The organism is Pseudomonas sp. TUM25319 (assembly GCF_056388475.1).
On record NZ_CM150751.1, the window covers coordinates 5,542,501 to 5,566,183 of the forward strand.

Consider the following 23,683-nt stretch of genomic DNA (forward strand, 5'->3'; position numbering starts at 1 on the left):
CAGTGCCTATCTCGACGCCCCGTTTGCCCCCATCGTTGAAGAAGCCCGTGCGCTCGCCGCCAGTCGCCAGCAGCTCAGCCGCTACGTCCTGTTCAACGGCTGGCCTGCGATACTGACCGCCGCCGCCATCCGTCCGGACGCCGACGTTCTGGACATCGACCCGAAAACCACCGCGGTGATGCTGTTCGTCGACCAGTTGACCCAAGCCAAGCTGGACAAACTCTCCAGCGACGCCGGCCTGGCCGGCATGCACGTCGTCAAGAGCGGCAGCGAATCCGGGGTAGCCCCCAGCCTGCCGCTGGACGCGATCGGCTACAGCCTGCAATGGAGCCCGCCTCGCCCCGGCGACCGCCTGCTCTGGGCCGTGCTGCCGCCGCTGCTCGGCGCGATCCTGGTTCTCGGCCTGCTGATGGCGTACTTCTTCCGCTTCGCCCTGCGTACCTCCCGGGAAATCGACACCCACCTCAGCGACCTGCAGACCAGCAACCAGGCGCTGGAAGCCAGTGAACAAAGGTTTCGTGCCGTCGCCGAGGCCGCATCCGACTGGATCTGGGAAACCGACCGACAGCATCGCCTCACCTATCTGTCACAGCGTTTCGTCGCCGTTACCGGTTACCGCACCGACGACTGGCTGGGCCAGCCGCTGAATCTGCTGCTGACCTGCGATACCACCCCCCTCAGCGCCTGGCTCGACAACCTCGAAGAACCCCTTGGCCAGCAGGCCTCGCACCTGCGCTGCGCCTACCGCGACCAGCACAACCTGCTGCGCTTCTGCCGCCTCTCGGCGCGACCGATCTATCTGAAAGGCCAGCGCACCGGTTTTCGCGGAACTGCCAGCGACATCACCGATGAGGTCGCCGCCCACGCCCGCATCCAGCATCTCTCACTGCATGATGCCCTGACGGGCCTCGCCAACCGCAACAAGCTGTCGCGCTTCCTTGAGCAAACATTGCTCAAAGGCCCGGAAGCGCCGCCCTTGACCCTGATACTCCTGGACCTGGACAGCTTCAAGCCGATCAACGACTCCCTCGGCCACGCGGCGGGCGACGCAGTGCTGCTGGAAGTGGCTGCACGCCTGCGCGACTCCACCCGGGACGGCGACCTGGTGGCGCGCCTGGGCGGAGACGAATTCGTGCTGGTCATCGCCAAACTGGACAACCGCAACGAAATCGACCGTTTCTGCGCCCGCCTGATCCAGAGCCTGCACCAGCCCATCCTCTACGAAGAACACAGCCTGCACATCGGCGCCAGCCTGGGCATCGCCCAAACCCGCCTGCAGGGCACCGATGCCGGCGAACTCATTCGCTGTGCCGATATCGCGCTGTACCAGGCCAAGGCCGAAGGCAAGAACACCTGGCGCTACTTCTCAGAAGAAATGAACCAGCAGATCCAGTACCGCCGGCAGCTGGAAAACGATCTGCGCCGGGCGGTGAAAAATCACGAGTTCATCCTGCACTTTCAACCGCGCTACCGGCTGCAGACGCTGGAGATCGTGTCGGTGGAAACCCTGGTGCGCTGGCAGCATCCTGTGGAAGGATTGCTTGGGCCGGACACGTTCATTCCGCTGGCTGAACAGACCGACCTGATCGTTCCCCTCGGCCTGTGGGTGCTCAGGACTGCCTGCGAAATCGCCCGTGACTGGCCCGAACCCTTGCTGGTCTCGGTCAACCTGTCGCCGGCGCAGTTCTCCCGCAGCGATGTGGTCGCCGATGTCCGGCAGATTCTGGTGGACACCGGCTTCCCGGCGCAGCGCCTGGAACTGGAGATCACCGAGAACGTGATGCTCAACGACATAGAAGGTGCACTGGGTACCATGAACGCCCTCAAGGAACTGGGCGTGCGCCTGAACATGGATGACTTCGGCACCGGCTATTCGTCGCTGGGCTACCTGCGCACTTACCCGTTCGACAGCATCAAGATCGACAAGCGCTTTGTTGCCGGCCTCAGCAGCGACAGCAACGACCGCGCCGTGGTGCAGGCGATCATCAACCTGGGCCAGGCGATGGGGCTGACGGTAACCGCCGAGGGCGTGGAGAACGAACAGCAACTGCGCGCCCTGGGCATGGAGAACTGCCACGAGGTCCAGGGCTTCTACCTGAGCAAACCGCTGGAGCGCGACGCGTTCGAGGCCCTGCTCGAACGCCATCGCAACCGGGCGAACCCTGGCGACCAGGCCGGCTAGCCGACCGCGGGGGTGCGGCGTCGCTGCGCCATGATCTCCGGCAGATCGCGGCGGCGCTGATACACACGCAGTGGCTCGCTGACGTTGAGCCGGTCATCGACGTTCTGCGCCAGCAGTACATCGATCAGCTCGCGACTGAGGGTCATGACCTCGCCTTCACCGGCCTGCCAGACGAATTCGCTGCTCGGGGTGATGCTGTCGTCGGCCACATCCATGCCGAACGAGTCTTCGCTGAAGCGCACGATGTGCTTGCCGAGTTTGCGGTGGAAGCCGACGAAACCTTTCAACTGATCGGCGGCGGCGCAGATGTCCTGAGACGTGATATGCATGTCAAACCTCGCTGAAAACACCCATGGGGATGCAGGGCAAACGGAATTGGCACGCAAGTGAATGGGCAGTCCTCTGATGGGACTGCTTGAGTGGCTGCAAGAGTAAAGGAAATTTCCGACCGCTTGTTCCGATTTTTCAATCTCCTCCCGGATGCTCGCTACACTGGAGCCGACACCTCGATCTGCACAGCCGATTTTGCATGAAGACAACACCGCTTCCAGACAGCGCTACCATCAGCCGAATCCAGGTGGTGCCTGCCATTCTTCAGGTCATCAGCGAAACGACCGGCCTGCGCTTCGCCGCAGTCGCCCGGGTCACGGAAACCCGCTGGACCGCACTGGCCGTGCTCGACACGCTGGGGTTCGGCATGAAGGCCGGCGACGAACTGGACGCCAGCAGCACCCTGTGTGGCGAAATCCGCCGCACCCACCAGACCATTGTCATCGACCAGGCCAGCGAGGACGCCGACTACCGCGAGCATCCGGCCCCGCGCACCTACGGTTTCGAGAGCTATATAGCCGTGCCGGTGTTTCGTAACGACGGTAGTTTCTTCGGCACCATCTGCGCGTTCGATCCGCTGCCCCAGCCCCTGCGCGGTGGCGCCATCCAGCCGATGATGGAAGCGTTCGCCCGGTTGCTGACGATCCAGATCGAGAGCGAGGAAAACGCCCAACGCACCGAGATTGCCCTGGAAAAGGAGCGGGAAATCGCCGCACTGCGGGAAAAATTCATTGCGGTGCTCGGCCACGACCTGCGCAATCCGCTGTTCGCCATCACCGCCGGAGCGGAACTGCTGGTCAAGCGTCTGGGAGACGACCGCTCGAGAACCATCGCCGAGCACATCCTGACCTCCGGCCACCGCGCCACCCAGCTGGTGCGCGACGTGCTGGACTTCGCCCGGGGGCGACTCGGTGACGGCATTCCCTTGAATATCCAGCTCTGCCCCGACCTGGACAAGGCATTGCGCCATGTCACCGCCGAGTTGCAGCGAGTACATCCACAGCGGCGGATAACGCTGAACATCTGTGATTTGTCAGGCATCTATTGCGATCGCGAACGGATCTGCCAGGTACTGTCGAATCTGATCGCCAACGCCCTGCAGCACGGCGACGACAACGGGCCGATCGACGTCTCGGCGCAGATCAGTGGTTCGATCTTCGTGCTGGGCGTGCACAATACCGGCGAACCGATCCCGCCGCGGATCATGGCGCATATGTTCGAGCCATTCTCCCATCCCGCATCAGACGCCCCACAGGTCGGCCTGGGCCTGGGCCTCTACATTGCCAAGCAGATTGCGCTGGCCCACGGCGGTAGGATGGAAGTGCGGTCATCCGCCGAAGCGGGCACGTTGTTCAGCCTATACCTTCCGGTGAACCGAGCTGCGTCGCCAGAACCCCGGCCAGCCAGTCCATGAACACCCGCACCCGCGGCGGCAGATAGCGCTGGCGGGCATAGAGCAGGGATACCGGCATGGCCGGCGGAAGATACTGAGGCAGCAAACTGACCAGTTGACCGCTCTCGAGATAATCGCGTACCCCGGCCAGGGGCGCCTGGATGATTCCGAGGCCGGCCAGACCCGCGCTTTCATAAGCATCGGTATTGTTCGCGGTTATCGGGCCAGCCATGGCAATGAAGCGAGTGCGTCCCTGATCCGCGTATTCGAAGCCGGGACTGCGGGAGCCCAGCACCTGGACGTAATGCACCAGATGGTGCCCCTCAAGGTCGCTCAGGGATGCCGGCACACCGTGCCGTGCAAGGTACGCAGGGCTCGCACAGTTGACCATGGCCAGTTGTCCCAACGGTCTTGCCACCACACTCAGGTCACTCAAGGCGCCGATACGCAGCACGCAATCGAAACCTTCGCGCAGCAGGTCGACATGGCGATCGGTGCAACTCAGCTCGAGGCTCACGCCGGGATGGGCGGCCATGAACTGCGGCAGGCGCGGCAGGATGATGCGCCGGGCCATCAGGGTCGGCAGGTCGACCCGCAGACCACCGCTCAACGCGGCTGGATCGGCGCGGAACAACCCTGTGATTTCGTCCATCCGTGACAACAGCTCTTTACTACGCTCGTAGAGCTGCAGGCCATCCTGGGTTGGCTGTACCCGCCGCGTCGAGCGATTGAACAGCCGCGCACCGAGCTGGGTTTCCAATGCGCGGATCTGCTCCGACACGGTTGAGCGTGGCAGACCGAGCTGCTCGGCAGCCAGGGTGAAACTGGACAGTTCATTGACCCGGACGAAGGTTCGCAGCAGTTCCGGCTTGAGCATGGCAGCAGGCCTGATTGTTCGTTGATACCGAACAGTATTTCCGAAACCAGCGGATTTATCAGCACCAAACCGATCAATAGACTTCTATCCAGCCCCGTCCACTCCCTCCGAGGTATCGAGCATGTCCCGCAAAATCGCACTCATCACCGGCGCCAGCCGCGGCCTGGGCAAGAACGCTGCCCTTCACCTGGCGACCCAGGGCTTCGACATCATCGGCACCTATCACAGCAAGGCCTTTGAGGCGCAGACCCTGGTCAGCACCCTGGAACAGAGCGGCGCCCGTGCCGCCATGCTGCAGCTTGATGTCAGCGAGAGCGGCAGCTTCGCCGCCTTCACCGAACGCCTGAGCGAAACGCTTAAGCGCGACTTCGGTCGCGAGCACCTCGATGTGCTGGTGAACAACGCCGGCATCGGCATCAACGTGCCCTTCGCAAACACCAGCGAAGCACAGTTCGACCAGTTGCTGAACATCCAGCTCAAAGGCCCGTTCTTCCTGACTCAACGCCTGCTGCCGCTGATTGCCGACGGTGGCCGGATCATCAACGTTTCCACCGGACTGACCCGCTTCGCCCTGCCCGGCTATGCCGCCTACGCCTCGATGAAAGGCGCGATGGAAGTGCTGACCCGTTACCAGGCCAAGGAGCTGGGCTCGCGCGGGATTCGCGTGAATATCCTCGCCCCCGGTGCGATCGAGACCGACTTCGGCGGCGGCGTGGTACGCGACAACGCCAACATCAATGCCTTCATCGCCAGCAATACCGCCCTGGGCCGGGTTGGCCTGCCGGACGACATCGGTGCGGCCATCGCCGTGCTCGCCAGCGACGGCGCCGGCTGGGTGACCGGTCAGCGGCTGGAGGTGTCCGGCGGCATGTTCCTCTGATCCGCAGTTGCCCCCAGGGCCAGGTGCAACTGCGCCAGCGCCGGCAGTTGCAGCGCCTGGGCGGCATAACAGAGACCGACACGGCGACTCAGGGCCGCCCCCTGGCATGGACGCCACTGCACGCCGGGGTGGTGTTCGGCCAGCGACTGCGGAAGCAGCGCCTGGCCCAGCCCGGCGGCCACCATGTACAGCGCCTGTTGCAAGGTCGCGGCGATGCCGGCCGGGTCTTGCGCGGCATCGCCGTAGAAACCCAGCAGCCGCTGGTGCGAAGGCTGGTGCGGGCAGGTGATCCAGCGTGAGGTCACAGCGCTGGCCGGCAGCGCCAGCACGAAAGGTTCTTCCCACAGCGGCAGGAACAACTCGTCCTCGCAACACAGGCTTTCCACCCCAATCCGGGCATCGCCCGCACAGCCTTCCAGCAACGCCAGTTGCAGCCGTGGCAGCGCCGCGCTGGCCAGGCGAATGAACGACTCGACCTGGCTGGCGGCGATATCCACCTCGACGCCCAGTTGCAGCACCAACTGCTCGCGCCCCTCGCGAAAACGCAGGCTCAACGCCTCGGCCTCGGCCACCATGCGTTGCGCCTGCGGATAGAGCACCCGCGCCTGCTCGCTGACCTCGACGCCCCGAGCCTTGCGCTGGAACAACGCCACGCCCAGTTCCTCTTCCAGTTGCCGGATGGTCACCGACAACGAGGGCTGGGCCACGAACAGGCGCTGCGCCGCCGAGGTGATGTTGCGCTCTTCGAACACCGCGATGAACGCCTTCAGATGCCGTATATCCATAGTCTTTTCCGATATCAGCCAGCGGAATAAGCCGTTTCTCAACGCTTTACCAGCTCAATAGAATTCAGTCATTCAATTGGATTATGCCTTGGAGGTCATCATGAACAAGCCCCTGATCATCATCACCGGTGCCAGCTCCGGTATCGGCGAAGCCTGTGCCCGGCTGTTTTCCCAGGCGGGCCACCCGCTCCTGCTGCTGGCCCGGCGCCTGGAGCGGATGCAGGCACTGGACCTGCCGAACACCCTGTGCCGCGCCGTCGACATCAGCGACCGCGAAGCCTTCGCCGCAGCGGTCAGTGAAGCCGAGGCGACGTACGGCCCGGCCGATGCCCTGATCAACAATGCCGGTGTCATGCTGCTGGGCCAGATGCACGAGCAAGATCCGGCGCAGTGGGAGCGCATGCTCGATGTCAACGTGAAGGGCCTGCTCAATGGCATCCACCTGCTCGCCGCAGGAATGCGCGAGCGCCGCCACGGCACGCTGATCAATGTCAGTTCGGTGGCTGGGCGCAAGACCTTCCCCAACCATGTCGCCTATGTCGGCACCAAGTTCGCCGTGCGCGGTATTTCCGAGAACCTGCGCGAAGAGCTGTCGCCCCATAACGTGCGGGTGGTGACCATCGCCCCTGGTGCGGTGGAGACCGAACTGCTCGGCCACACCACCGACGAAGCGATCAAGCGCGGCTATGAAGACTGGAAACAGCAAGACATGGGCGGCGTGGTGCTGAGCGCCGAGGACGTGGCCGGCTCGATCCTCTGGGCTTATCAGCAGCCGCAGCACGTGTGCATCCGCGAAATCGTACTGGCCGCAACGCGCCAGCAGCCCTGATCAGGGCTGCTCCTCGACCTGGACGCTGGCGGTCATGCCGGCACTCAGGGAAAACCCTTCCGGTACCTGGTCGAGGCTGATCCGTACCGGAATGCGCTGGGCCAGGCGCACCCAGTTGAAGGTCGGCTCGACTTCGGCGAGCAACTGGCTGTCGGGCGTGGCGTTGCGGTCGGTGATGCCGCGGCTGATGCTCTGCACATGACCCTGGATCGGCTCGCCGGCGCTCATCAGCCAGATTTTCACCGGCGCACCGACCTTGATCCGTGGGAGCTTGGTTTCTTCGAAGTAGGCCTGGACGTAGAAGGTCGCGTCGTCCACCAGCGCCATCACCGGCTGGCCGGCAGTGACGTAGTTGCCCTCGGCCAGCCTCAGGTTGGTGATATGACCGCCACGCGGCGCCTGCACCTTGCTGCGGGCCAGGTTGATCGCCGCCAGCTTGGCGTCGGCCTGGGCCTGGCGCAGTTCGCCGCGGGCCACGGCGGCATTGATCTGGGCGTTCTCCCGCAGCTCGGCGCTGATCGCCTGGGGCCCGAGCGCAGCGCGGCGCGAGGCTTCATGCTCACGCAGGCGCAGTTGCTGCTGACGGGTTTCAGCCACGGCATTGGCCTTGTCCAGCGCCGCCTCGAAGCGGTCGCTGTCGATGGACATCAACAGGTCGCCCGCTTTGACCTGCTGGTTGTCACTGACCTTCAGCTCGCGCACCCAGCCGGACACGTCCGGGGCGACGATCACCACGTCGGCGCGGATCTTCGCGTCGCGGGTCCAGGGGGTCAGCATGTAGTACTGCCACAGACGGGTGCCGGCGAAGATGGCGACCGCCACCAGGCACAGGGTCAGGGCAACACGCACGGTGGTACGCATGGACGAACTCCTCAGACAGGTCCCAGGTACAGCGTTACCAGGGTCAGGACACAAACGAACAGGGCGCAGTCGAACAACGCCTCATGCCAGATCCAGCGCCCCAGCGGGGTGAGGCGCAACAACAGGCGCAGCAGGCCGGTGAGCACCAGCGCCAGCAACACATAAATCAGCAGCGGACTGAGCAGTACCCCGCCCAGCGCCCACTCACGCAAGCCCATGGATATCCTCCAGCCGGCGGCACCAGCGGCCCCAGCTCTTCTGTAGTTGCAGCACGGCGCCCACCGCCAGACGCAGGGCATCGCTGGCCGGCTGAGCCTGCAAGGCGGCGATGAAGTCCACGCTCGGTTCGTCCAGGCGCTGCCCGCGCCCCGGGCCCGGCCCCTGCGCCAGCACGGTTTCCAGTTGTCTCAGGTACTCACGCTGGGCCGGCTCCACCGGCGCGCGGGCCACCGCCAGGCACATGCGCAGGTGCAGCAGTTCGTCGCCCATGTCGAGGCCGTGCAGGCCATCGTCCCAGCGTCCGCGCTCCTGCTCCGGCAAGGCGGTGTAGTGCCGGGCCAGTTGCAGCATGCGATCGGCCATCCGCCCGCCGAACCAGGTTTCGGCGCCACGCAGTTCGCGCCGGGTCAGGCGGACCAGATCGTTCTGGGTCGCCGCCCGCAGGCGCCGGCCATGCCAGGCCGGATTGCGCAGCACCAGCAGCTTGAACGCCAGCACCGCAGCACCGACACCGATCATCATGGCCTGGGCATTGTTGAGGAAACTCTCGACGCTGAAGCTCATGTTGTTGAGCGGCGACACCAGCACGATGAAGTGCAGGCAATAAGAAGTGGCGGTAGCACCGATGCGCGGATTGGCCATGCCCAGCGCGCCGAAGAACAGCGGTACGCCCATGCCCAGGCAGAGCATGGCGAAGCTGCTCCATTGCGGCAGCAGAATCTGCCCCACCAGAAACGCCACCGGCAGTGCCAGCAGAATGCCGCGCAGGAAACTCATGCCGATCTGTGCGCCGTTCTCGCGGCTGGCGAACAGGCTGCAGACCACACAGGTCAGCACCAGCCCGCCAGGCGCCGCGGCCCAGGCGGTGGCCATCCAGAAACCGGCCATGGCGAGAAAGGCCAGGGCGCTGCGCGAACCGAACAGCAGGCCTAGCGGAACATCACGATGCACGGCCAGGCTGTCCGGCACATCCGCCGGTGCCTTGCCCTCCTCCACCGCCTGCAGGGCATGGGTCGCGGCGGCGGCGTTGTCGAGCAACAGGGTCAGGCGCGCCAGGCAATAATGCTCGGCCGAGCTGTCGCGCAGGTCCTGGGCCGCCTGCCAGACGCGCTGGCGCAGTTCCATCAGTTGCCCGGCGTCTGCAGCTGCCAGCGCCGCACGGACTTCGTCGAGCCAGGGTCGCAGGTGGTCGGCTTCGCCCTCATCCAGTTGCCGCCATTGCCGACGCACCGAGCGGGCGATGCGCAACAGGATCAGCAGTTTCTGGCTCAAACCGCGAATGGCCCGGCCCCGCTCGCGCCCCAGGCGGCCCTCGAACCAGGCGTGTTCGCGCTGAGCATCCACCGCGACGATGCGGCCGAGGATTTCCACCAGGCTCTTGCGCCCTTCCTCGTCGCCGCTGAGTGTCGCACTGGCCGCCTGCAAACCGCTCGCCCAGGCCTGCCGCGCCTGCCCCGCCAGTTGCTGCTCCACCCGCATGGGCCAGAGCAGGGCGCTGCTCAAGGTGGCGCAAAGGATCCCCAGAGTGATCTCAGTGCAGCGCGCCACGGCCTGGTCGAACACCTGCAATGGATGATTGACCGCCGACAGAGCAATGATCGCCACGGTGTACCCGGCCAGGACGAAGGAATAGGCCCAGGCACTGCGCAACAGCGTGGAACAGGCAGTGCACAGCCCCAGCCACAGGGCCAGGGACAACAGGAACAGCCAGGGCGTCTGGGCGAACAGGGCCATGAACACCACTGACATCACCGTCCCGACCAAGGTGCCGAGCACCCGCGCCAAGCCCTTCTGCAAGACCATGCCGGACAACGGCTGCGCCACGATAAAAGCCGTCATCAGCGCCCACGCCGGCTGCTCCAACCCCCAGCGCAGGGCGAGCCACAAGGCCAGGCCGCCACCGAGCAAGGTCTTGATGGCGAACTGCACGGCAAGTCGGTTGGGCGCGAACAGCGCCTGCAAGGTGATGGGCACGAAACGAACCTGAAGACGGTGGGATTAACGATAGACAGAAGTGAACGAAAAAGGTCTTGAACAAATTATTAGCTAGCTAACTAATAGATGTCCAGTGTCTTTTTTCGATCTCTTTGTCCTTGCCGTTGGCGCCGATTCAGAAATCGCAGGCAAAAAAAATGGGCGACCGAAGTCGCCCTAAATGCCTTGCGTGCTCGTTGTATCGGGAAGGATCAGTGCTCTTTGCGCTTCTGCGAGTCCTTCCAGATGAAAATGCCCAGGCCAGCGAAGAAGACAAACATCAATCCGACCGTGACTACGCCAGCGACAACCACATTATCGAAGAACATGTCGGCCTCCATTTGCCTGTGCCTGTCCGATGAGTGAACAGTAGCGAATGTGCCGGGAGGGAAAATTGACCGAGGTCAATGGCGCCCGAGGCGGGCGCTGGAGGCGGGTGCAGGCTTGACCTGCATCAAGATTTTCAGCGCTTGCCGGGTTTGCCCTTGGGCTTTTTCTTGCCTTTCTTGGCGGCGCCCAGCGGCATGGCCTGCTCGAAGGCCTTGCGCACCTCGTTCAGGCGTTTCTCGTTGAGGTCATGGACGCGGCGGGCGCGCTCGGCGCCGAAATCGATCAGGTTGTCGTCTTGGCTCATGGTCGGGCTCGGGAAGCGGACAGCGGAGTGGTCATGATGAAGGCTGACACCGGTGCTGGAAAGCCCCGCCTCAGACTTCGATATCCACCAGCAGCCCCTGGCGGTTCTCGCCCCCCATCAGCGGCGCCACGGGCACCGTGTTGTCGGCATTGAGTTCGTCCCCGGGCAGCGGGTGGTAAGGGTCGTCTTCCTCATCGGGGGAAGACTGTCCGCCCTGCCCTTGACCCTGCCCCTGGCGTCTTCGCTGCTCCTCGCGCAGCAGCAACGCGGCCTGCTCGGGATCGCGATGCTTGAGATCGACCGTTCCCTCGCTGGAACTGGGCTGGGCCGGCACCACGGGCTTGATGTCCGGGGTCGGTTTGACCGGGTCCAGTTGCGACGTGACCGGCACGGCGCTCAGCGGAATCATCGGTGGCAGCATGGTGGTGGGTCTCCTGTTGCCCCTGTGTCGGCACGTTTGACCACGGCTTGAGCGCAAGGTGCCCGCCTGCGATCGGTTGCACGGTACGCCGGCAACGAATGCCGCATGCCCGCTCGCCGGTTCGCGGGCCATAACCTTTGGTCAAAGCGCCGCTATCCGTTAAGATAGCCGCCTTTTTATCGCGGGAGTCAGGCAGTATGGTGCAGCAGTATCAACCGGGGCAACGCTGGATCAGCGACAGCGAAGCCGAGCTGGGTCTGGGTACCGTTCTGGCACAGGATGGCCGCTTGTTGACCGTGCTCTATCCGGCCACTGGCGACACTCGCCAGTACTCACTGCGCAACGCGCCGTTGACCCGGGTACGCTTCTCGCCGGGTGACCAGATCACCCACTTCGAAGGCTGGAAACTGACCGTTCGCGAAGTCGAGACCATCGACGGCCTGCTGGTCTACCACGGCCTCAACGCGCAGAACCAGGCGTGCACCCTGCCGGAAACCCAGCTGTCGAACTTCATCCAGTTCCGCCTGGCCAGCGACCGCCTGTTCGCCGGGCAGATCGACCCGCTGCCGTGGTTCTCCCTGCGCTACAACACCCTGGAACACACCAGCCGCCAGTTGCAGTCGTCGCTGTGGGGCCTTGGTGGCGTGCGTGCGCAGCCGATCGCGCACCAGTTGCACATCGCCCGCGAAGTCGCCGACCGTATCGCGCCACGGGTATTGCTGGCCGACGAAGTGGGCCTGGGCAAGACCATCGAAGCCGGCCTGGTGATCCATCGCCAGTTGCTGTCCGGCCGCGCCAGCCGCGTGCTGATCCTGGTACCGGAAAACCTCCAGCACCAGTGGCTGGTGGAAATGCGCCGTCGCTTCAACCTGCAGGTCGCCCTGTTCGACGCCGAGCGCTTCATCGAGAGCGACGCCAGCAACCCGTTCGAGGACGCCCAGCTCGCGCTGGTAGCCCTGGAGTGGCTGGTCGAAGACGACAAGGCCCAGGACGCGCTGTTCGCCGCCGGGTGGGACCTGCTGGTGGTCGACGAAGCCCACCACCTGGTCTGGCACGAAGACCAGGCCAGCCCCGAATACTCGCTGGTGGAACAACTGGCCGAGGTCATCCCCGGCGTGCTGCTGCTTACCGCGACCCCGGAACAGCTCGGCCAGGACAGCCACTTCGCTCGCCTGCGCCTGCTCGACCCCAACCGCTTCCACGACCTGGCCGCCTTCCGTGCCGAGAGCGAGCACTATCGCCCGGTGGCCGAAGCGGTGCAGGAACTGCTCGACGAAGGCCGCCTGTCGCCGAAAGCCCATGCCACCATCGAAGGTTTCCTCGGTGCCGAGGGCGAAGCGCTGCTGGCGGCAGTCAATGACGGCGACACCCAGGCCAGCGCCCGCCTGATCCGCGAGCTGCTGGACCGCCACGGCACCGGCCGCGTGCTGTTCCGTAACACCCGCGCCGCCGTCCAGGGCTTCCCCAAGCGTCAGTTGCACGCCTACCCGCTGCCCTGCCCCGACCAGTACATGGAACTGCCGGTGGGCGAGCACGCCGACCTGTACCCGGAAGTCAGCTTCCAGGCCCAGGCCGACAGCGACGAAGACAACCGCTGGTGGCGCTTCGACCCGCGGGTCGACTGGCTGATCGACACCCTGAAGATGCTCAAGCGCGTGAAAGTGCTGGTCATCTGCGCCCACGCCGAAACCGCGATGGACCTGGAAGACGCCTTGCGCGTGCGCTCCGGCATCCCGGCCACCGTGTTCCACGAAGGCATGAGCATCCTCGAGCGTGACCGCGCCGCGGCCTACTTCGCAGACGAGGAATTCGGCGCCCAGGTCCTGATCTGCTCGGAAATCGGCAGTGAGGGTCGCAACTTCCAGTTCGCCCATCACCTGGTGCTGTTCGACCTGCCGGCTCACCCGGACCTGCTGGAGCAGCGGATCGGCCGTCTCGACCGGATCGGCCAGAAACACACCATCGAACTGCACGTACCGCACCTGCAGAACAGCCCGCAGGAACGCCTGTTCCAGTGGTACGACCAGGCCCTCAACGCCTTCCTCGCCACCTGCCCGACCGGCAACGCCCTGCAGCACCAGTTCGGCCCGCGCCTGCTGCCGCTGCTGGAAGACACCGACGACAGCCAGTGGCAAGCGCTGATCGGCGAGGCCCGCGCCGAACGCGAACGCCTGGAGAGCGAGCTGCACAGCGGTCGCGACCGCCTGCTTGAGCTCAACTCCGGGGGTGCCGGCGAAGGCCAGGCGCTGGTGGAGGCGATCCTCGAGCAGGACGACCAGTTCACCCTGCCGATCTACATGGAAACGCTGTTCGACGCGTTCGGCATCGACAGCGAAGACCATTCGGAAAACGCCCTGATCCTCAAGCCGAGCGAGAAAATGCTCGACGCCAGCTTCCCGCTGGGCGACGACGAAGGCGTGACCATCACCTACGATCGCGACCAGGCGTTGTCTCGCGAGGACATGCAGTTCATCACCTGGGAACACCCGATGGTGCAGGGCGGCATGGACCTGGTCCTGAGCGGCTCGATGGGCAATACCGCCGTCGCGCTGATCAAGAACAAGGCGCTCAAGCCGGGCACCGTCTTGCTTGAACTGCTCTACGTCAGCGAAGTGGTCGCCCCGCGCTCGCTGCAACTGGGCCGCTACCTGCCGCCGGCGGCCTTGCGCTGCCTGCTCGACGCCAACGGCAACGACCTCGCGTCGCGGGTGTCGTTCGAGACCCTCAACGACCAGCTGGAGAGCGTGCCCAAGGCCAGCGCCAACAAGTTCATCCAGGCTCAGCGCGATGTGCTGACGCCGAAGATCAACGCAGGCGAAGCCAAGGTGCTGCCACGCCACAACGAGCGTGTGGCCGAGGCCCAGCGTCGCCTGGCGGCGGAAACCGATGAGGAGCTGGCCCGCCTGACAGCCCTGCAAGCCGTCAACCCGACCGTTCGCGACAGCGAGATCCAAGCGCTGCGCAAGCAGCGTGAAGATGGCCTGGCGATGCTGGACAAGGCAGCGCTGCGGCTTGAGGCGATCCGGGTGCTGGTAGCCGGCTGATAACCTGGCCCGGTAGCCAACACAAAACCCTGTGGAAGCTGGCTTGCCAGCTCCCACGGGGTCCACAGCGATCCCGCTACACGGCTTCGGCCGCCTTGCCCGCCTCCACGCCAGCCTCCTCCAGCATCCCCGCCTTCATCTTCTGCGCATCCCGGGCGAAGGTCCGCGCCGCCAGCAGCAGAAACACCAGGGTCATCAGCAACGCCACCGGAATCAGCCCCATGGCGTTATGCAGGCCTATCGCCTTGAACGCTTCGGTCATCTCGCCACTCCCGGCCTCCAGCATCGCCACCTGGGCGTAATGATCCGACAGGAAGCCCACCACCACCGGTCCCAGGCCGCCTCCCAGCAGATACAACCCGGCAAAGAACAGCGCCATGGCCGTTGCCCGCAGCCGCGGCTGGACAACGTCCTGAATGGCGGTGTAGACGCAGGTATAGAAGTTGTAGGCGAACAGCCAGCCGATCCCGAACATGGCCACGAACACGCCGATTTCCACCCGTCCGGCGTACAGCGCCCAGCCGGTGCCGAGGGTTGCCACCAGCATGCTGAAGGCGCCGAACAGCAAGCGCCCGGCGGGCATGCGCTGGTGGATCTTGTCGGCCACCCAGCCGCCCAGGGTCAGGCCGATCAGCCCGGTCACCCCGACGATTACCCCGGTGGCGACTGCCGCCTGTTGCAGCGACAGCAGGAAATACCGTTGCAGCATCGGCACCATGAACGAGTTGCAGGCATAAGTGGCGAAGTTGTAGCTCAGGCCGGCCAGCACCAGCCAGCCGAAGGTGGGGATGCTCAGCACTCGGCGTAACGGACGGTCCAGCGGCGTTTGCGACGATGCCACGACTTCGGCCGCGCCCCGCGCCGGTTCGCGGATCATGAACATGAAGATCGCCAGCAACAGCCCCGGTACGGCGGCGATAAAGAACGGCGCCCGCCAGCTACCGAACGCCTGGACCATCGCACCGATGGTGAAGAATGCCAACAGCAGCCCCAACGGCAGACCAAGCATGAAAATGCCCATCGCCCGCGCCCGCTTTTCGGCCGGGAACAGGTCGCCGATCAGCGAGTTGGCCGCCGGCGCGTAGCTGGCCTCACCCACGCCAACCCCCATGCGCACCAGAAGGAAGGTCCAGAAACTGCCAACCATGCCATTCACGGCGGTCAGCCCGCTCCATACCGTCAGCCCCCAGCCCATCAGTTTGCTGCGCGAGCCGGTATCGGCCAGACGCCCCAACGGCAAGCCGGCGATGGCGTAGACCAGCGTGAAAGCGGTGCCGATCAGACCGATCTGCAGGTCGCTGAGATGCCATTCCAGCCGGATCGGTTCGATGACAATGGCGGGAATGGTGCGGTCGAAGAAATTGAACAGATTGGCCAGGAACAGCAGGAACAGAATGCGCCAGGCATTGGCCGCTTGGGTGGGGCTGTGCATACGTCGATCCCTCTTGTATTTGTCGGTGCGCGCCAGCACGCCGGACAAAATCTAGAAGGCATTGCCAAAGCTGTCTGCCATCATCCATCTGCTTGATGGCGGGTAATTGTAACCATTTGCGCCATTAGAACCGCCCGCTATGACGGACTTCGCAAATAATTGAAATCAATCTGCCATTAATCCCGATGATCCGGCGCGGTCTTTCTATACTCGGAAAAAAGGGTCTCCAGGCGGTTTGGGGGACGAGTGCAAACTCGGCTGAACTGAGAGGCGCGCTATGGAATGGCTGCACACGCTGCTTGCCGATCACCCGGTGGGCCATTTCGCTCTGGCTGTCCGGCACAATCCCTATCTGATCCTGCTCGCCTACCTGGTGATGTGCGCGGGAAGTTTTGCCACCCTCGATATCATCGAACGCATCGGCGACAGCGAGCAGGCCAGCGCCCGACGACGCTGGAAAGTGCTCGGCGCCTGCTGTCTGGCGTGCAGTGTCTGGGCCATGCACTACATTGGCATGCTCGCCTTCGAAACCACCCTCGACGTCCACTACGACATGTTCCTCACCGGCGTCTCGCTGCTGATCATGCTGTTCGCCGCCCTCTGTGCCATGAGTTTCCTGGGCCAGCCACTGCCCCACATCCGGCACTACAGCATGGCGGCATTGTTCATTGCGGCAGGCGTGGGCGTCATGCATTACACCGGCATGGCAGCCATGCGCATCAATGCCGTGCAGCATTACAACGCGACATTGGTGCTGGCCTCGATCGCCGTCGCGCTGGTCGCTGCCCTGCTGCCGCTGCTCATCGCGCGCCATCTGCGCCAAGGCAACAGCGGCCATCCGCAATGGCTCAAGTACAGCGCCGCATTCATCATGGCCGGCGGCATCATCGCCACCCATTACGTCGGCATGTGTGCCCTCACCCTGAGCCTGCCCGGCGGCGCCAGCACACCGATCGCGGTCACCGACAACAGCCTGCAACTGAGCCTGACCATCGCCGTCATCACGCTGCTGATCAGCGCCAGTTGCATCAGCGCGGCATTCTCCGACAAGAAACTGCAAAGCAAGGAACAGGACCTGCGCCGGGTCAACACCCTGCTCAGCCAGCTCGATCAGGCGCGGGTGTCACTGCAGCAGGCCGCGCACTACGATGCGCTGACCAACCTGGTGAACCGGCGTGGCTTCAATCAGCTCTTCGCCGAGCGCCTAGCCGAACAGACTCACCGCGGCGGCATGCTTGGGGTGATGTTTCTCGATATCGATCATTTCAAGCGCATCAACGACAGCCTCGGCCACGACGCCGGTGACCAGTTGCTCAAGGCCATCGCCAACCTGATCAAGGCCGCCACCCGCAACCAGGACGTGGTGGCCAGACTGGGCGGCGACGAGTTCTGCATCCTGTTCAACCTGAAAAGCCCGGAAGAAGCGCGCGGCCTGGCCCAGCGCATCCTGCAGAAAGTCCGCGAGCCCATCGATCTGGCCGGCCGGCGCATGGTCATGACCACCAGCATCGGCATCAGCCTGTTTCCCGACGACGGCAGCACCTGTGAAGAGTTGCTCAAGCATGCCGACCTGGCGCTTTACCAATCCAAGGGCAGTGGCCGCAACAAGTCGAACTTCTTCAGCGACAACCTCAAGACCCGCGCCACCCTGGAACTGCAACTGGAAGAGGAACTGCGCATCGCCTTGCATGAAGATCTGGGGCTGCGCCTGCATTACCAGCCGATCTTCGAACTGGCCAGCGGCCGCGTCACCAAGCTCGAAGCGCTGATTCGCTGGCAGCACCCGCAACACGGACTGCTCAGTCCCGACCGTTTCATCGGCATCGCGGAAACCAATGGCCTGATCGCCGAACTGGACTTGTGGGTGTTGCGCCGCGCCTGCCATGACCTGGCCGAGCTGAGCCTGCAGGGATTCGGCGAGTTGAAAGTGACCGTGAACTGTTCGGCCCTGACCCTGGGCCGCGATGAACTGGCCGATGAAGTCGAAGACGCCTTGCGCGCTGCTGGCCTCGCCGCATGGCGGCTGGAGCTGGAAGTCACCGAGAACGCACTGATGGCCAACATCCACAGCACCATCGCCCTGCTCAAGCGCATTCGCGAACAGGGCGTATCCCTGTCGATCGACGACTTCGGTACCGGCTATTCGTCCCTGGCCTACCTCAAGCGCCTGCCGCTCGACACCCTCAAGATCGACCGATCGTTCATCCAGGACGTACCGCGCTCCCGGGCCGACAAGGACATCGTCCAGGCCATCATCGTCATGGCCCACACCCTGCACCTGAAAGTGATCACCGAGGGTGTGGAAACCGAAGAACAGTACGCCTTCCTCCAGCAACTGGGCTGCGATGCGCTGCAGGGCTACCTGCTCAGCCGCCCGGTGCCGCTGGAATCGTTGCACGACGTGCTCGCCGAGCTGAATCGCCGCGAAGAGAGGCTCATGGCCTGCTGCGATACAGATCAATCAGGGTCGCTGGATCTTTTTCCAGATAGCCCTGACTGCCGTGCAGGCGCATCAACTGTGCGGCAAGGCCACTGACCGGGGTTGCCGAGCCCTGTTCACGGGACAGCTTCACCGCTGTATCAAGGTCCTTGAGCAAGGTCCGCACATGCCACTTCACCGGCTCGAAGCGACTTTGCGCCATTTGCGGCGCGAGGATCTGCAACGGCTTCGAATCGGCGAAGCCACCGGCCAGCGCCTCGGCGATCAGCGTGGCATCGACCCCGGACTGTTCGGCCAGCGCCACCACCTCGGCAATGACCAGCGCGTTGCAGGCCACGATCATCTGGTTGCAGACCTTGGTCACCTGCCCGGCCCCGACCGCGCCCATGTGGGTGACCCGTTGCCCGAGCGCCAGCAGCGCGGGGCGCACCCGCTCCAGCTCCTGGGCCTCGCCACCGACCATGATCGCCAGGGTGCCGGCTTCAGCGCCCGGCGTACCGCCGGAGACCGGCGTATCGAGCCAGCCCATGCCAGTCTGCGCCTTCAGACGGGCGGCCATCTCGCGGGTCGCGGCCGGCTCGAGGCTGGAGAAATCCACCAGCAGTTGCCCCGCTTTCGCCTTGCTGGCAATACCCTCGGCGCCGAAGACCACCTCGCTGACCACCGAGGTATCAGCCAGGCACAGCATCACCACGTCGGCGGCCTCGCAGAGTTGGGCCGGGGTTTCCACCTGACGGGCTCCGGCAGCCACCAGCGGCGCGCATTTGTCCGGGGAACGGTTCCACACCGTCAGCGAATGCCCCGCAGCCAGCAACCGCCGGCACATGGGCAGCCCCATCAGACCGATACCGGCGAAACCAAGGGACAAGGGCAGTGAATGGCTCATCTACAGCTCCAGACAGTTAAAGAAGTTGACGGATCGGACGATTCAGAAACGGTACGTCGGAAAAACCCCTAGGGTTTATAGGGTAAAACCTGATCGCGTACGCCAGAGACGCGCTGATACAGTCGCGAAACTTATCCAGGGATGGCTCAATGATATCGACTGTTTCAATGCCACCCTCCCAGGCAAATGGCGCAAAATGACCTCTAAGAATACTCCTGCCAACGTGATTTCCGAGCTGCTTGCAGCCACCGCGCCCACCCACTACGGGACTCGCGCGTACTACACCCAGCCAACCCTGAGCCCGCAGCAATACCTGTATTTCACCGAACCCGACACCCAGCGCATCCTCGACAACCTCGACGGCCTGCGCGACCTGGTGTTTCCCCCGAGCCTGCATGTCGAAGACGACGCCCAGTTGCGCCTCGACCAGCAGTTTCCCTCGGTGTGCCTGATCGGCCTGGGCCGTTGCGGCTCGAACATCGCCCTCGATGTCGCCGAACTGGTCTACAACGCCCGCACGTTCTACCTCAACGAGTTCAACAACGACGATCGCGCCAGCAGCGATACGTCCTACAACCCGGCACGCTGGATCCGCAACAACCTGCGCCTGGTCCAGGCCAAGAGCCCCAAGCCGGTATTCCTGGTGGAGCCGCTGGTGATGCTCGGCGACCTGGACAAGGACATCGCCGGGCGCATCCGCTTCTCGCGCAAGGGTGAAAAAAGCGGCTTTTTGCGGGACTACAGCAAGATGAAGATCATGGACCTGTCCGAGGTCCATGCCGGCGGCGCCGGTAATGCACCGATTCTGGGCCAGTACCTGGCCAAGATCATCCTCAACAAGGAAACCCACCGTTTTTCCAGCGCCGACTGGAAACTGATCCACTCCTACCTGATCGACTCCTGCGGGATCAAGGCCAACCAGTCGCGGCTGTACTTCTACATTTTCAGCGCTGGCGGCGGCACCGGCTCGGGCATGGCCTCGGAATTCGGCCTGGCCCAGCAGTTCTCGTACATGAACAAGACCTTCGACACCAAGCCGATGGACGAACAGGAAGGCGAGGCCGGGCACTCGTTCGTGTTCGAACCGATCTTCACCAGCGGAATCTGCGTGCTGCCGAATATCTCCGATCACCGCAGCGAAATGTCCGAGGCACTGCACATCAACGCCGGACGTCTACTGTGCAAGTATCTCTCGGAAGAGTGGGACTTCTCGTACAACTTCGACAACGAAGACAATAGCGAGGCCAGCGTCATGGGCCGCATTCGCCCCTGGAACGCGATGATGCTGATCTCCAACGACATCATGCGCTACGCCGAGGAGAATGATGACGGCAACATCCAGAACATCGACGTCAACGCGATGGAGAAGCACGCCAACCAGTACATCTCCCAGCAGATCTTCAACATCCTCACCGCCCAGGCGGTGACCACCGACTACGACCAGAACTACTTCCGCCGCGCCGGCATCGACATCGGCGAGACCATCCGCCTGGATGCCAACGACCTGTTCATGAGCCTGGCCGGCCCGGTGGCCATCGCCTACGCCGAGTCGGTGGTGCCGGAAACCCCGGGCCAGAGCTCGGATAAAGGCTTCAAGGTGTTCGAGAAAGAACAGCCGCGGCTGGATATCGACGACCTGTTCTTCCGCTCCATCGACCTGCCGCACTTCAACAAGGATACCCAGGCCATCGAAGGCATCAGCCTGCTGCCGATCGAGTCCAAACGCTACCGTGCGGCCCTGGAGCAATACCGCAGCTCCGGCTGCGATGCCGCCGCGCTGCATGACCTGCACTTCTTCAAGAACTGCTCGTCAGTGGTGTCAATCGTCTCGCTGCCCAAGGACTACAAGCTGTCCTACATGGACCTGAACCGGCTGAAGACCCACCTCAACAGCCTGTTCCCCAACACCACCCTCAAGCGCTATGCACTGGTGATCGGCGCCTCGGCCAACCTGTCGCTGACCACCCTGATCGCCAAGAGCCCGTGCCTTTCGGACGATTTCCTGACCCTGATCGTGGCCTTCATCAAGCGCTGCTTCGCCCGGGCGCCGTACCGCTTCGACGAGACCCTGGACAACGCCATCCTCGACTTCATCACCCACGAGGCATTCGAGGAGGAGCGCATCGACGAACTGCTCAACGAATTCGAAAACCCGGCGAAGATCCTCGATACCAACTGGTACGCGATCAAACCGATGTACGAGAAGAAGTATCGCGAGCTGATCAACGACAAGAGCAAATTCGTTTCCATCAACGATATTCGCCTGTCGCGGGAGTGCGTGAAAAAGGCAGTGAAATACCTGCGGGAAATCTACCGGCACCGGATCGGCAAGACCAAGGTCATTTCCCTCAATACCCATACGGGGAAAGTCGACTACTGAGGGCGAGCTGCAAGCCGCAAGCTGCAAGCTGCAAGTAGAAGCAGAGCGGCGGCGTATCGGAAGCTGCGGGAGGAAGCCTGGAGCTGAACGACCAGTACATGCCGGCCCGCTTGTCTTGCAGCTTGAAGCTTGAAGCTTGAAGCTTGCAGCTCACCTGTTACCGACGCGACACGACTGTTACCAACCGTCACCCCACCCTGATCGGCCTCGCGCACCAAAATGGACTGGCTGTGCGTTTTTGCGCACCAAACCAGAGCCCGATCAGGAAAGCTGCCGCACTTGAATCACGATGAATGGTTGCACCACCACCGCCCAGATCTCTGGATTGCGGCTTTGCAGGTCTAGCGCCTGCTCGGCAGTGACCGGCCCGACAGTGCCAGCATTGCGCCACGAAGCGAAGGTTTCGCTCCGGTTCTCGGCCATCGCCTGTGCAACTTCGATCAGGTCCAAGGAGGGGTCGACCCAAATCAGGTCACCTTTTGCCCAAAAACGCTCCAAGGCTTTCCACTCGATTACCGCCGTCTCGCCGAGCAGTTTGGCATAGAGGGTGCTTGGTTCTTCAGTCATGGGTTCCACCAAAAATAATCCGGCCTGTAGAAAGGCCGGTATTTTTGCAGAAAAACCCAGTTTCAAATAAGTAATTGATCGACAAGTTCAACGAAGCCAAACGTTTCCGGGCATTACCGGTTCGAATTAAGACGCTTTTTTGTAACTTTATGTCGATCAGGCGACACCCTCGGTTTTTGCTTCGGCGGGGCTGCTTTTCAAGCGACAAAGCGGCGCTCTACACTGTACCGGTACAGTTGCCAGGGCATTCACCGGGGGCGATACCGGAAGATCAGGCTGCGGTACGGCGTGGCCGTGCCGGGATCTGGTCAGGTCCTTCCCGCCCTGGCGCCAAGGACGATAAAAATTACAACAGAATGAGTGGAGCACTATGAGTAAGGCTACCAAGCAGATTTCCAAACTGTTTGCCGCAATGGTTCTGGCCGGCGTCGCTGGTCATTCGTTCGCGGCCGATACCATCAAGATCGGCATCGCCGGCCCGAAAACCGGCCCGGTCACCCAGTACGGCGACATGCAGTTCATCGGCGCCAAGCAAGCCATCAAGGACATCAACGCCAAGGGCGGCGTGGATGGCAAGATGCTCGAAGCCAAGGAATACGACGACGCCTGCGACCCTAAACAGGCCGTGGCAGTCGCCAACAAAGTGGTCAACGATGGCGTCAAGTACGTGATCGGTCACCTCTGCTCCAGCTCCACCCAGCCAGCCTCCGACATCTATGAAGACGAAGGCGTGATCATGATCACCCCGGCTGCCACCAGCCCGGAAATCACCGCTCGCGGCTACAAGCTGATCTTCCGCACCATCGGCCTGGACAGCGCTCAGGGCCCGGCTGCCGGCAACTACATCGCCGACCACGTCAAGCCGAAAGTCGTTGCCGTCCTGCACGACAAGCAGCAATACGGCGAAGGCATCGCTACTGCCGTCAAGTCGACCCTGGAAGCCAAGGGCACCAAGGTTGCCGTCTTCGAAGGCCTGAACGCTGGCGACAAGGACTTCTCGTCCATCATCCAGAAGCTCAAGCAGAACAACGTCGACTTCGTCTACTACGGCGGCTACCACCCAGAGCTGGGCCTGATCCTGCGCCAGTCCAAGGAAAAAGGCCTGAACGCCAAGTTCATGGGTCCGGAAGGCGTCGGCAACGACTCCATCTCGCAGATCGCCCAGAACGCTTCCGAAGGCCTGCTGGTCACCCTGCCGAAGTCCTTCGACGCCGACCCTGCAAACAAGGCCATCGTCGACGCCATCAAGGCTGACGGCAAGGATCCTAGCGGTCCGTTCGTGTTCCCGGCCTACTCCGCCGTGGAGCTGATCGCCGAAGGCATCAAGGCCGCGAAGAGCGAAGACACCGACAAGGTGGCTGCCGCCATCCACGCCGGCACCTTCAAGACCCCGACCGGCGACCTGTCGTACGACGAAAAAGGCGACCTGAAGGACTTCAAATTCGTGGTCTACGAATGGCATTTCGGCAAACCGAAAACCGAAGTTTCCCCTCAGTAACACCGTTTGATACATGACCGAAGCCCACTGTGCGAGCAGTGGGCTTTGTTT

20 protein-coding genes (1 of these 20 cut by a window edge) are annotated in these 23,683 nt (G+C 63.3%); 8 read left to right on the forward strand and 12 right to left on the reverse strand.

Annotated elements, in window-relative coordinates; all coding sequences use genetic code 11:
• Window positions 1-2,182 carry the 3' portion of a bifunctional diguanylate cyclase/phosphodiesterase gene (locus tag AC05QJ_RS25040; protein WP_476743921.1) on the forward strand. Its footprint begins 410 nt before the window's first position, so only the last 2,182 of its 2,592 coding nucleotides appear in the window; its start codon lies off the left edge, out of view; the stop codon is at window positions 2,180-2,182.
• Here AC05QJ_RS25040 and AC05QJ_RS25045 read toward each other — a convergent pair.
• Window positions 2,179-2,511 carry a DUF2025 family protein gene (locus tag AC05QJ_RS25045; protein ID WP_476743922.1) on the reverse strand — a complete coding sequence of 111 codons (333 nt, stop codon included), beginning with the start codon at window positions 2,509-2,511 and terminating at the stop codon, window positions 2,179-2,181. The genes AC05QJ_RS25040 and AC05QJ_RS25045 overlap by 4 nt on opposite strands.
• Window positions 2,512-2,711: 200 nt before the next feature.
• On the opposite strand from AC05QJ_RS25045, the gene AC05QJ_RS25050 reads away from it, so the two are divergent.
• A complete protein-coding gene (locus AC05QJ_RS25050; protein WP_476743923.1) occupies window positions 2,712-3,926 on the forward strand; it encodes a GAF domain-containing sensor histidine kinase in 1,215 nt (404 codons plus the stop codon).
• Here the strand turns inward: AC05QJ_RS25050 and AC05QJ_RS25055 are convergent.
• The gene (locus AC05QJ_RS25055; RefSeq protein WP_476743924.1) at window positions 3,865-4,782 is read right to left on the reverse strand and encodes a LysR family transcriptional regulator; all 918 of its coding nucleotides are present in this window, start codon (window positions 4,780-4,782) and stop codon (window positions 3,865-3,867) included. The genes AC05QJ_RS25050 and AC05QJ_RS25055 overlap by 62 nt on opposite strands.
• Before the next feature lie 121 nt (window positions 4,783-4,903).
• Here AC05QJ_RS25055 and AC05QJ_RS25060 point away from each other — a divergent pair, with 121 nt between their 5' ends.
• The gene (locus AC05QJ_RS25060) at window positions 4,904-5,662 is read left to right on the forward strand and encodes an SDR family NAD(P)-dependent oxidoreductase (protein ID WP_476743925.1); all 759 of its coding nucleotides are present in this window, start codon (window positions 4,904-4,906) and stop codon (window positions 5,660-5,662) included.
• On the opposite strand, the gene AC05QJ_RS25065 is transcribed toward AC05QJ_RS25060, so the two are convergent.
• The gene (locus AC05QJ_RS25065) at window positions 5,626-6,447 is read right to left on the reverse strand and encodes a LysR family transcriptional regulator (protein WP_476743926.1); all 822 of its coding nucleotides are present in this window, start codon (window positions 6,445-6,447) and stop codon (window positions 5,626-5,628) included. The two genes, AC05QJ_RS25060 and AC05QJ_RS25065, sit on opposite strands and share 37 nt — an antisense overlap.
• Before the next feature lie 100 nt (window positions 6,448-6,547).
• On the opposite strand from AC05QJ_RS25065, the gene AC05QJ_RS25070 reads away from it, so the two are divergent.
• Window positions 6,548-7,276, forward strand: coding sequence for an SDR family oxidoreductase (locus AC05QJ_RS25070; RefSeq protein WP_476743927.1), 729 nt, complete (start codon window positions 6,548-6,550; stop codon window positions 7,274-7,276).
• Here AC05QJ_RS25070 and AC05QJ_RS25075 read toward each other — a convergent pair whose 3' ends face one another.
• From AC05QJ_RS25075 to AC05QJ_RS25100, 6 genes are all read right to left on the reverse strand, one after another.
• On the reverse strand, window positions 7,277-8,137 hold the full coding sequence (locus AC05QJ_RS25075) for an efflux RND transporter periplasmic adaptor subunit (RefSeq protein ID WP_476743928.1): 861 nt from the start codon (window positions 8,135-8,137) through the stop codon (window positions 7,277-7,279).
• 11 nt (window positions 8,138-8,148) lie between these two features.
• Complete coding sequence (locus tag AC05QJ_RS25080; protein WP_476743929.1) at window positions 8,149-8,355, reverse strand: DUF1656 domain-containing protein; 207 nt, start codon at window positions 8,353-8,355, stop codon at window positions 8,149-8,151.
• Complete coding sequence (locus AC05QJ_RS25085; protein WP_476743930.1) at window positions 8,342-10,330, reverse strand: FUSC family protein; 1,989 nt, start codon at window positions 10,328-10,330, stop codon at window positions 8,342-8,344. Before AC05QJ_RS25085 ends, AC05QJ_RS25080 begins: the two co-directional genes overlap by 14 nt.
• A 212-nt stretch (window positions 10,331-10,542) precedes the next feature.
• Complete coding sequence (ccoM, locus tag AC05QJ_RS25090; RefSeq protein ID WP_476743931.1) at window positions 10,543-10,659, reverse strand: cytochrome c oxidase subunit CcoM; 117 nt, start codon at window positions 10,657-10,659, stop codon at window positions 10,543-10,545.
• A 134-nt stretch (window positions 10,660-10,793) separates the two neighbouring features.
• Window positions 10,794-10,964: a hypothetical protein gene (locus AC05QJ_RS25095; RefSeq protein WP_476743932.1), complete on the reverse strand. Its 171-nt coding sequence runs from the start codon at window positions 10,962-10,964 to the stop codon at window positions 10,794-10,796.
• Between the two features lie 70 nt (window positions 10,965-11,034).
• Window positions 11,035-11,385, reverse strand: coding sequence for an aspartate-semialdehyde dehydrogenase (locus AC05QJ_RS25100; RefSeq protein ID WP_476743933.1), 351 nt, complete (start codon window positions 11,383-11,385; stop codon window positions 11,035-11,037).
• 197 nt (window positions 11,386-11,582) lie between these two features.
• On the opposite strand from AC05QJ_RS25100, the gene rapA reads away from it, so the two are divergent.
• Window positions 11,583-14,429: an RNA polymerase-associated protein RapA gene (gene rapA, locus AC05QJ_RS25105; protein WP_476743934.1), complete on the forward strand. Its 2,847-nt coding sequence runs from the start codon at window positions 11,583-11,585 to the stop codon at window positions 14,427-14,429.
• 76 nt (window positions 14,430-14,505) lie between these two features.
• Here the strand turns inward: rapA and AC05QJ_RS25110 are convergent, their stop codons facing one another.
• Window positions 14,506-15,861 (reverse strand): spinster family MFS transporter, encoded by a 1,356-nt coding sequence (locus AC05QJ_RS25110; RefSeq protein WP_476743935.1) that lies wholly within the window; start codon window positions 15,859-15,861, stop codon window positions 14,506-14,508.
• A gap of 277 nt (window positions 15,862-16,138) precedes the next feature.
• On the opposite strand from AC05QJ_RS25110, the gene AC05QJ_RS25115 reads away from it, so the two are divergent.
• The gene (locus AC05QJ_RS25115) at window positions 16,139-18,397 is read left to right on the forward strand and encodes a putative bifunctional diguanylate cyclase/phosphodiesterase (protein ID WP_476743936.1); all 2,259 of its coding nucleotides are present in this window, start codon (window positions 16,139-16,141) and stop codon (window positions 18,395-18,397) included.
• On the opposite strand, the gene AC05QJ_RS25120 is transcribed toward AC05QJ_RS25115, so the two are convergent.
• Complete coding sequence (locus AC05QJ_RS25120) at window positions 18,297-19,187, reverse strand: NAD(P)-dependent oxidoreductase (protein WP_476743937.1); 891 nt, start codon at window positions 19,185-19,187, stop codon at window positions 18,297-18,299. The two genes, AC05QJ_RS25115 and AC05QJ_RS25120, sit on opposite strands and share 101 nt — an antisense overlap.
• A 196-nt stretch (window positions 19,188-19,383) precedes the next feature.
• Here AC05QJ_RS25120 and AC05QJ_RS25125 point away from each other — a divergent pair, with 196 nt between their 5' ends.
• Window positions 19,384-21,567 (forward strand): hypothetical protein, encoded by a 2,184-nt coding sequence (locus AC05QJ_RS25125; RefSeq protein WP_476743938.1) that lies wholly within the window; start codon window positions 19,384-19,386, stop codon window positions 21,565-21,567.
• Window positions 21,568-21,828: 261 nt separating this feature from the next.
• On the opposite strand, the gene AC05QJ_RS25130 is transcribed toward AC05QJ_RS25125, so the two are convergent.
• Window positions 21,829-22,134 (reverse strand): DUF2288 domain-containing protein, encoded by a 306-nt coding sequence (locus AC05QJ_RS25130; protein ID WP_476743939.1) that lies wholly within the window; start codon window positions 22,132-22,134, stop codon window positions 21,829-21,831.
• Window positions 22,135-22,504: 370 nt separating this feature from the next.
• Here AC05QJ_RS25130 and AC05QJ_RS25135 point away from each other — a divergent pair, with 370 nt between their 5' ends.
• A complete protein-coding gene (locus AC05QJ_RS25135) occupies window positions 22,505-23,632 on the forward strand; it encodes a branched-chain amino acid ABC transporter substrate-binding protein (protein WP_476743940.1) in 1,128 nt (375 codons plus the stop codon).
• Window positions 23,633-23,683: the final 51 nt, after the last annotated feature.

Coding starts and splice junctions, on each gene's coding strand:
- AC05QJ_RS25070 (WP_476743927.1), top strand. CDS start 6,548: ATGAACAAGCCCCTGATCATCATCACCGGTGCCAGCTCCGGTATCGGC.
- AC05QJ_RS25050 (WP_476743923.1), top strand. CDS start 2,712: ATGAAGACAACACCGCTTCCAGACAGCGCTACCATCAGCCGAATCCAG.
- AC05QJ_RS25060 (WP_476743925.1), top strand. CDS start 4,904: ATGTCCCGCAAAATCGCACTCATCACCGGCGCCAGCCGCGGCCTGGGC.
- AC05QJ_RS25095 (WP_476743932.1), bottom strand. CDS start 10,964: ATGAGCCAAGACGACAACCTGATCGATTTCGGCGCCGAGCGCGCCCGC.
- AC05QJ_RS25065 (WP_476743926.1), bottom strand. CDS start 6,447: ATGGATATACGGCATCTGAAGGCGTTCATCGCGGTGTTCGAAGAGCGC.
- AC05QJ_RS25075 (WP_476743928.1), bottom strand. CDS start 8,137: ATGCGTACCACCGTGCGTGTTGCCCTGACCCTGTGCCTGGTGGCGGTC.
- AC05QJ_RS25045 (WP_476743922.1), bottom strand. CDS start 2,511: ATGCATATCACGTCTCAGGACATCTGCGCCGCCGCCGATCAGTTGAAA.
- AC05QJ_RS25080 (WP_476743929.1), bottom strand. CDS start 8,355: ATGGGCTTGCGTGAGTGGGCGCTGGGCGGGGTACTGCTCAGTCCGCTG.
- AC05QJ_RS25120 (WP_476743937.1), bottom strand. CDS start 19,187: ATGAGCCATTCACTGCCCTTGTCCCTTGGTTTCGCCGGTATCGGTCTG.
- rapA (WP_476743934.1), top strand. CDS start 11,583: ATGGTGCAGCAGTATCAACCGGGGCAACGCTGGATCAGCGACAGCGAA.
- AC05QJ_RS25125 (WP_476743938.1), top strand. CDS start 19,384: ATGACCTCTAAGAATACTCCTGCCAACGTGATTTCCGAGCTGCTTGCA.
- AC05QJ_RS25130 (WP_476743939.1), bottom strand. CDS start 22,134: ATGACTGAAGAACCAAGCACCCTCTATGCCAAACTGCTCGGCGAGACG.
- AC05QJ_RS25135 (WP_476743940.1), top strand. CDS start 22,505: ATGAGTAAGGCTACCAAGCAGATTTCCAAACTGTTTGCCGCAATGGTT.
- AC05QJ_RS25055 (WP_476743924.1), bottom strand. CDS start 4,782: ATGCTCAAGCCGGAACTGCTGCGAACCTTCGTCCGGGTCAATGAACTG.
- ccoM (WP_476743931.1), bottom strand. CDS start 10,659: ATGTTCTTCGATAATGTGGTTGTCGCTGGCGTAGTCACGGTCGGATTG.
- AC05QJ_RS25115 (WP_476743936.1), top strand. CDS start 16,139: ATGGAATGGCTGCACACGCTGCTTGCCGATCACCCGGTGGGCCATTTC.
- AC05QJ_RS25100 (WP_476743933.1), bottom strand. CDS start 11,385: ATGCTGCCACCGATGATTCCGCTGAGCGCCGTGCCGGTCACGTCGCAA.
- AC05QJ_RS25110 (WP_476743935.1), bottom strand. CDS start 15,861: ATGCACAGCCCCACCCAAGCGGCCAATGCCTGGCGCATTCTGTTCCTG.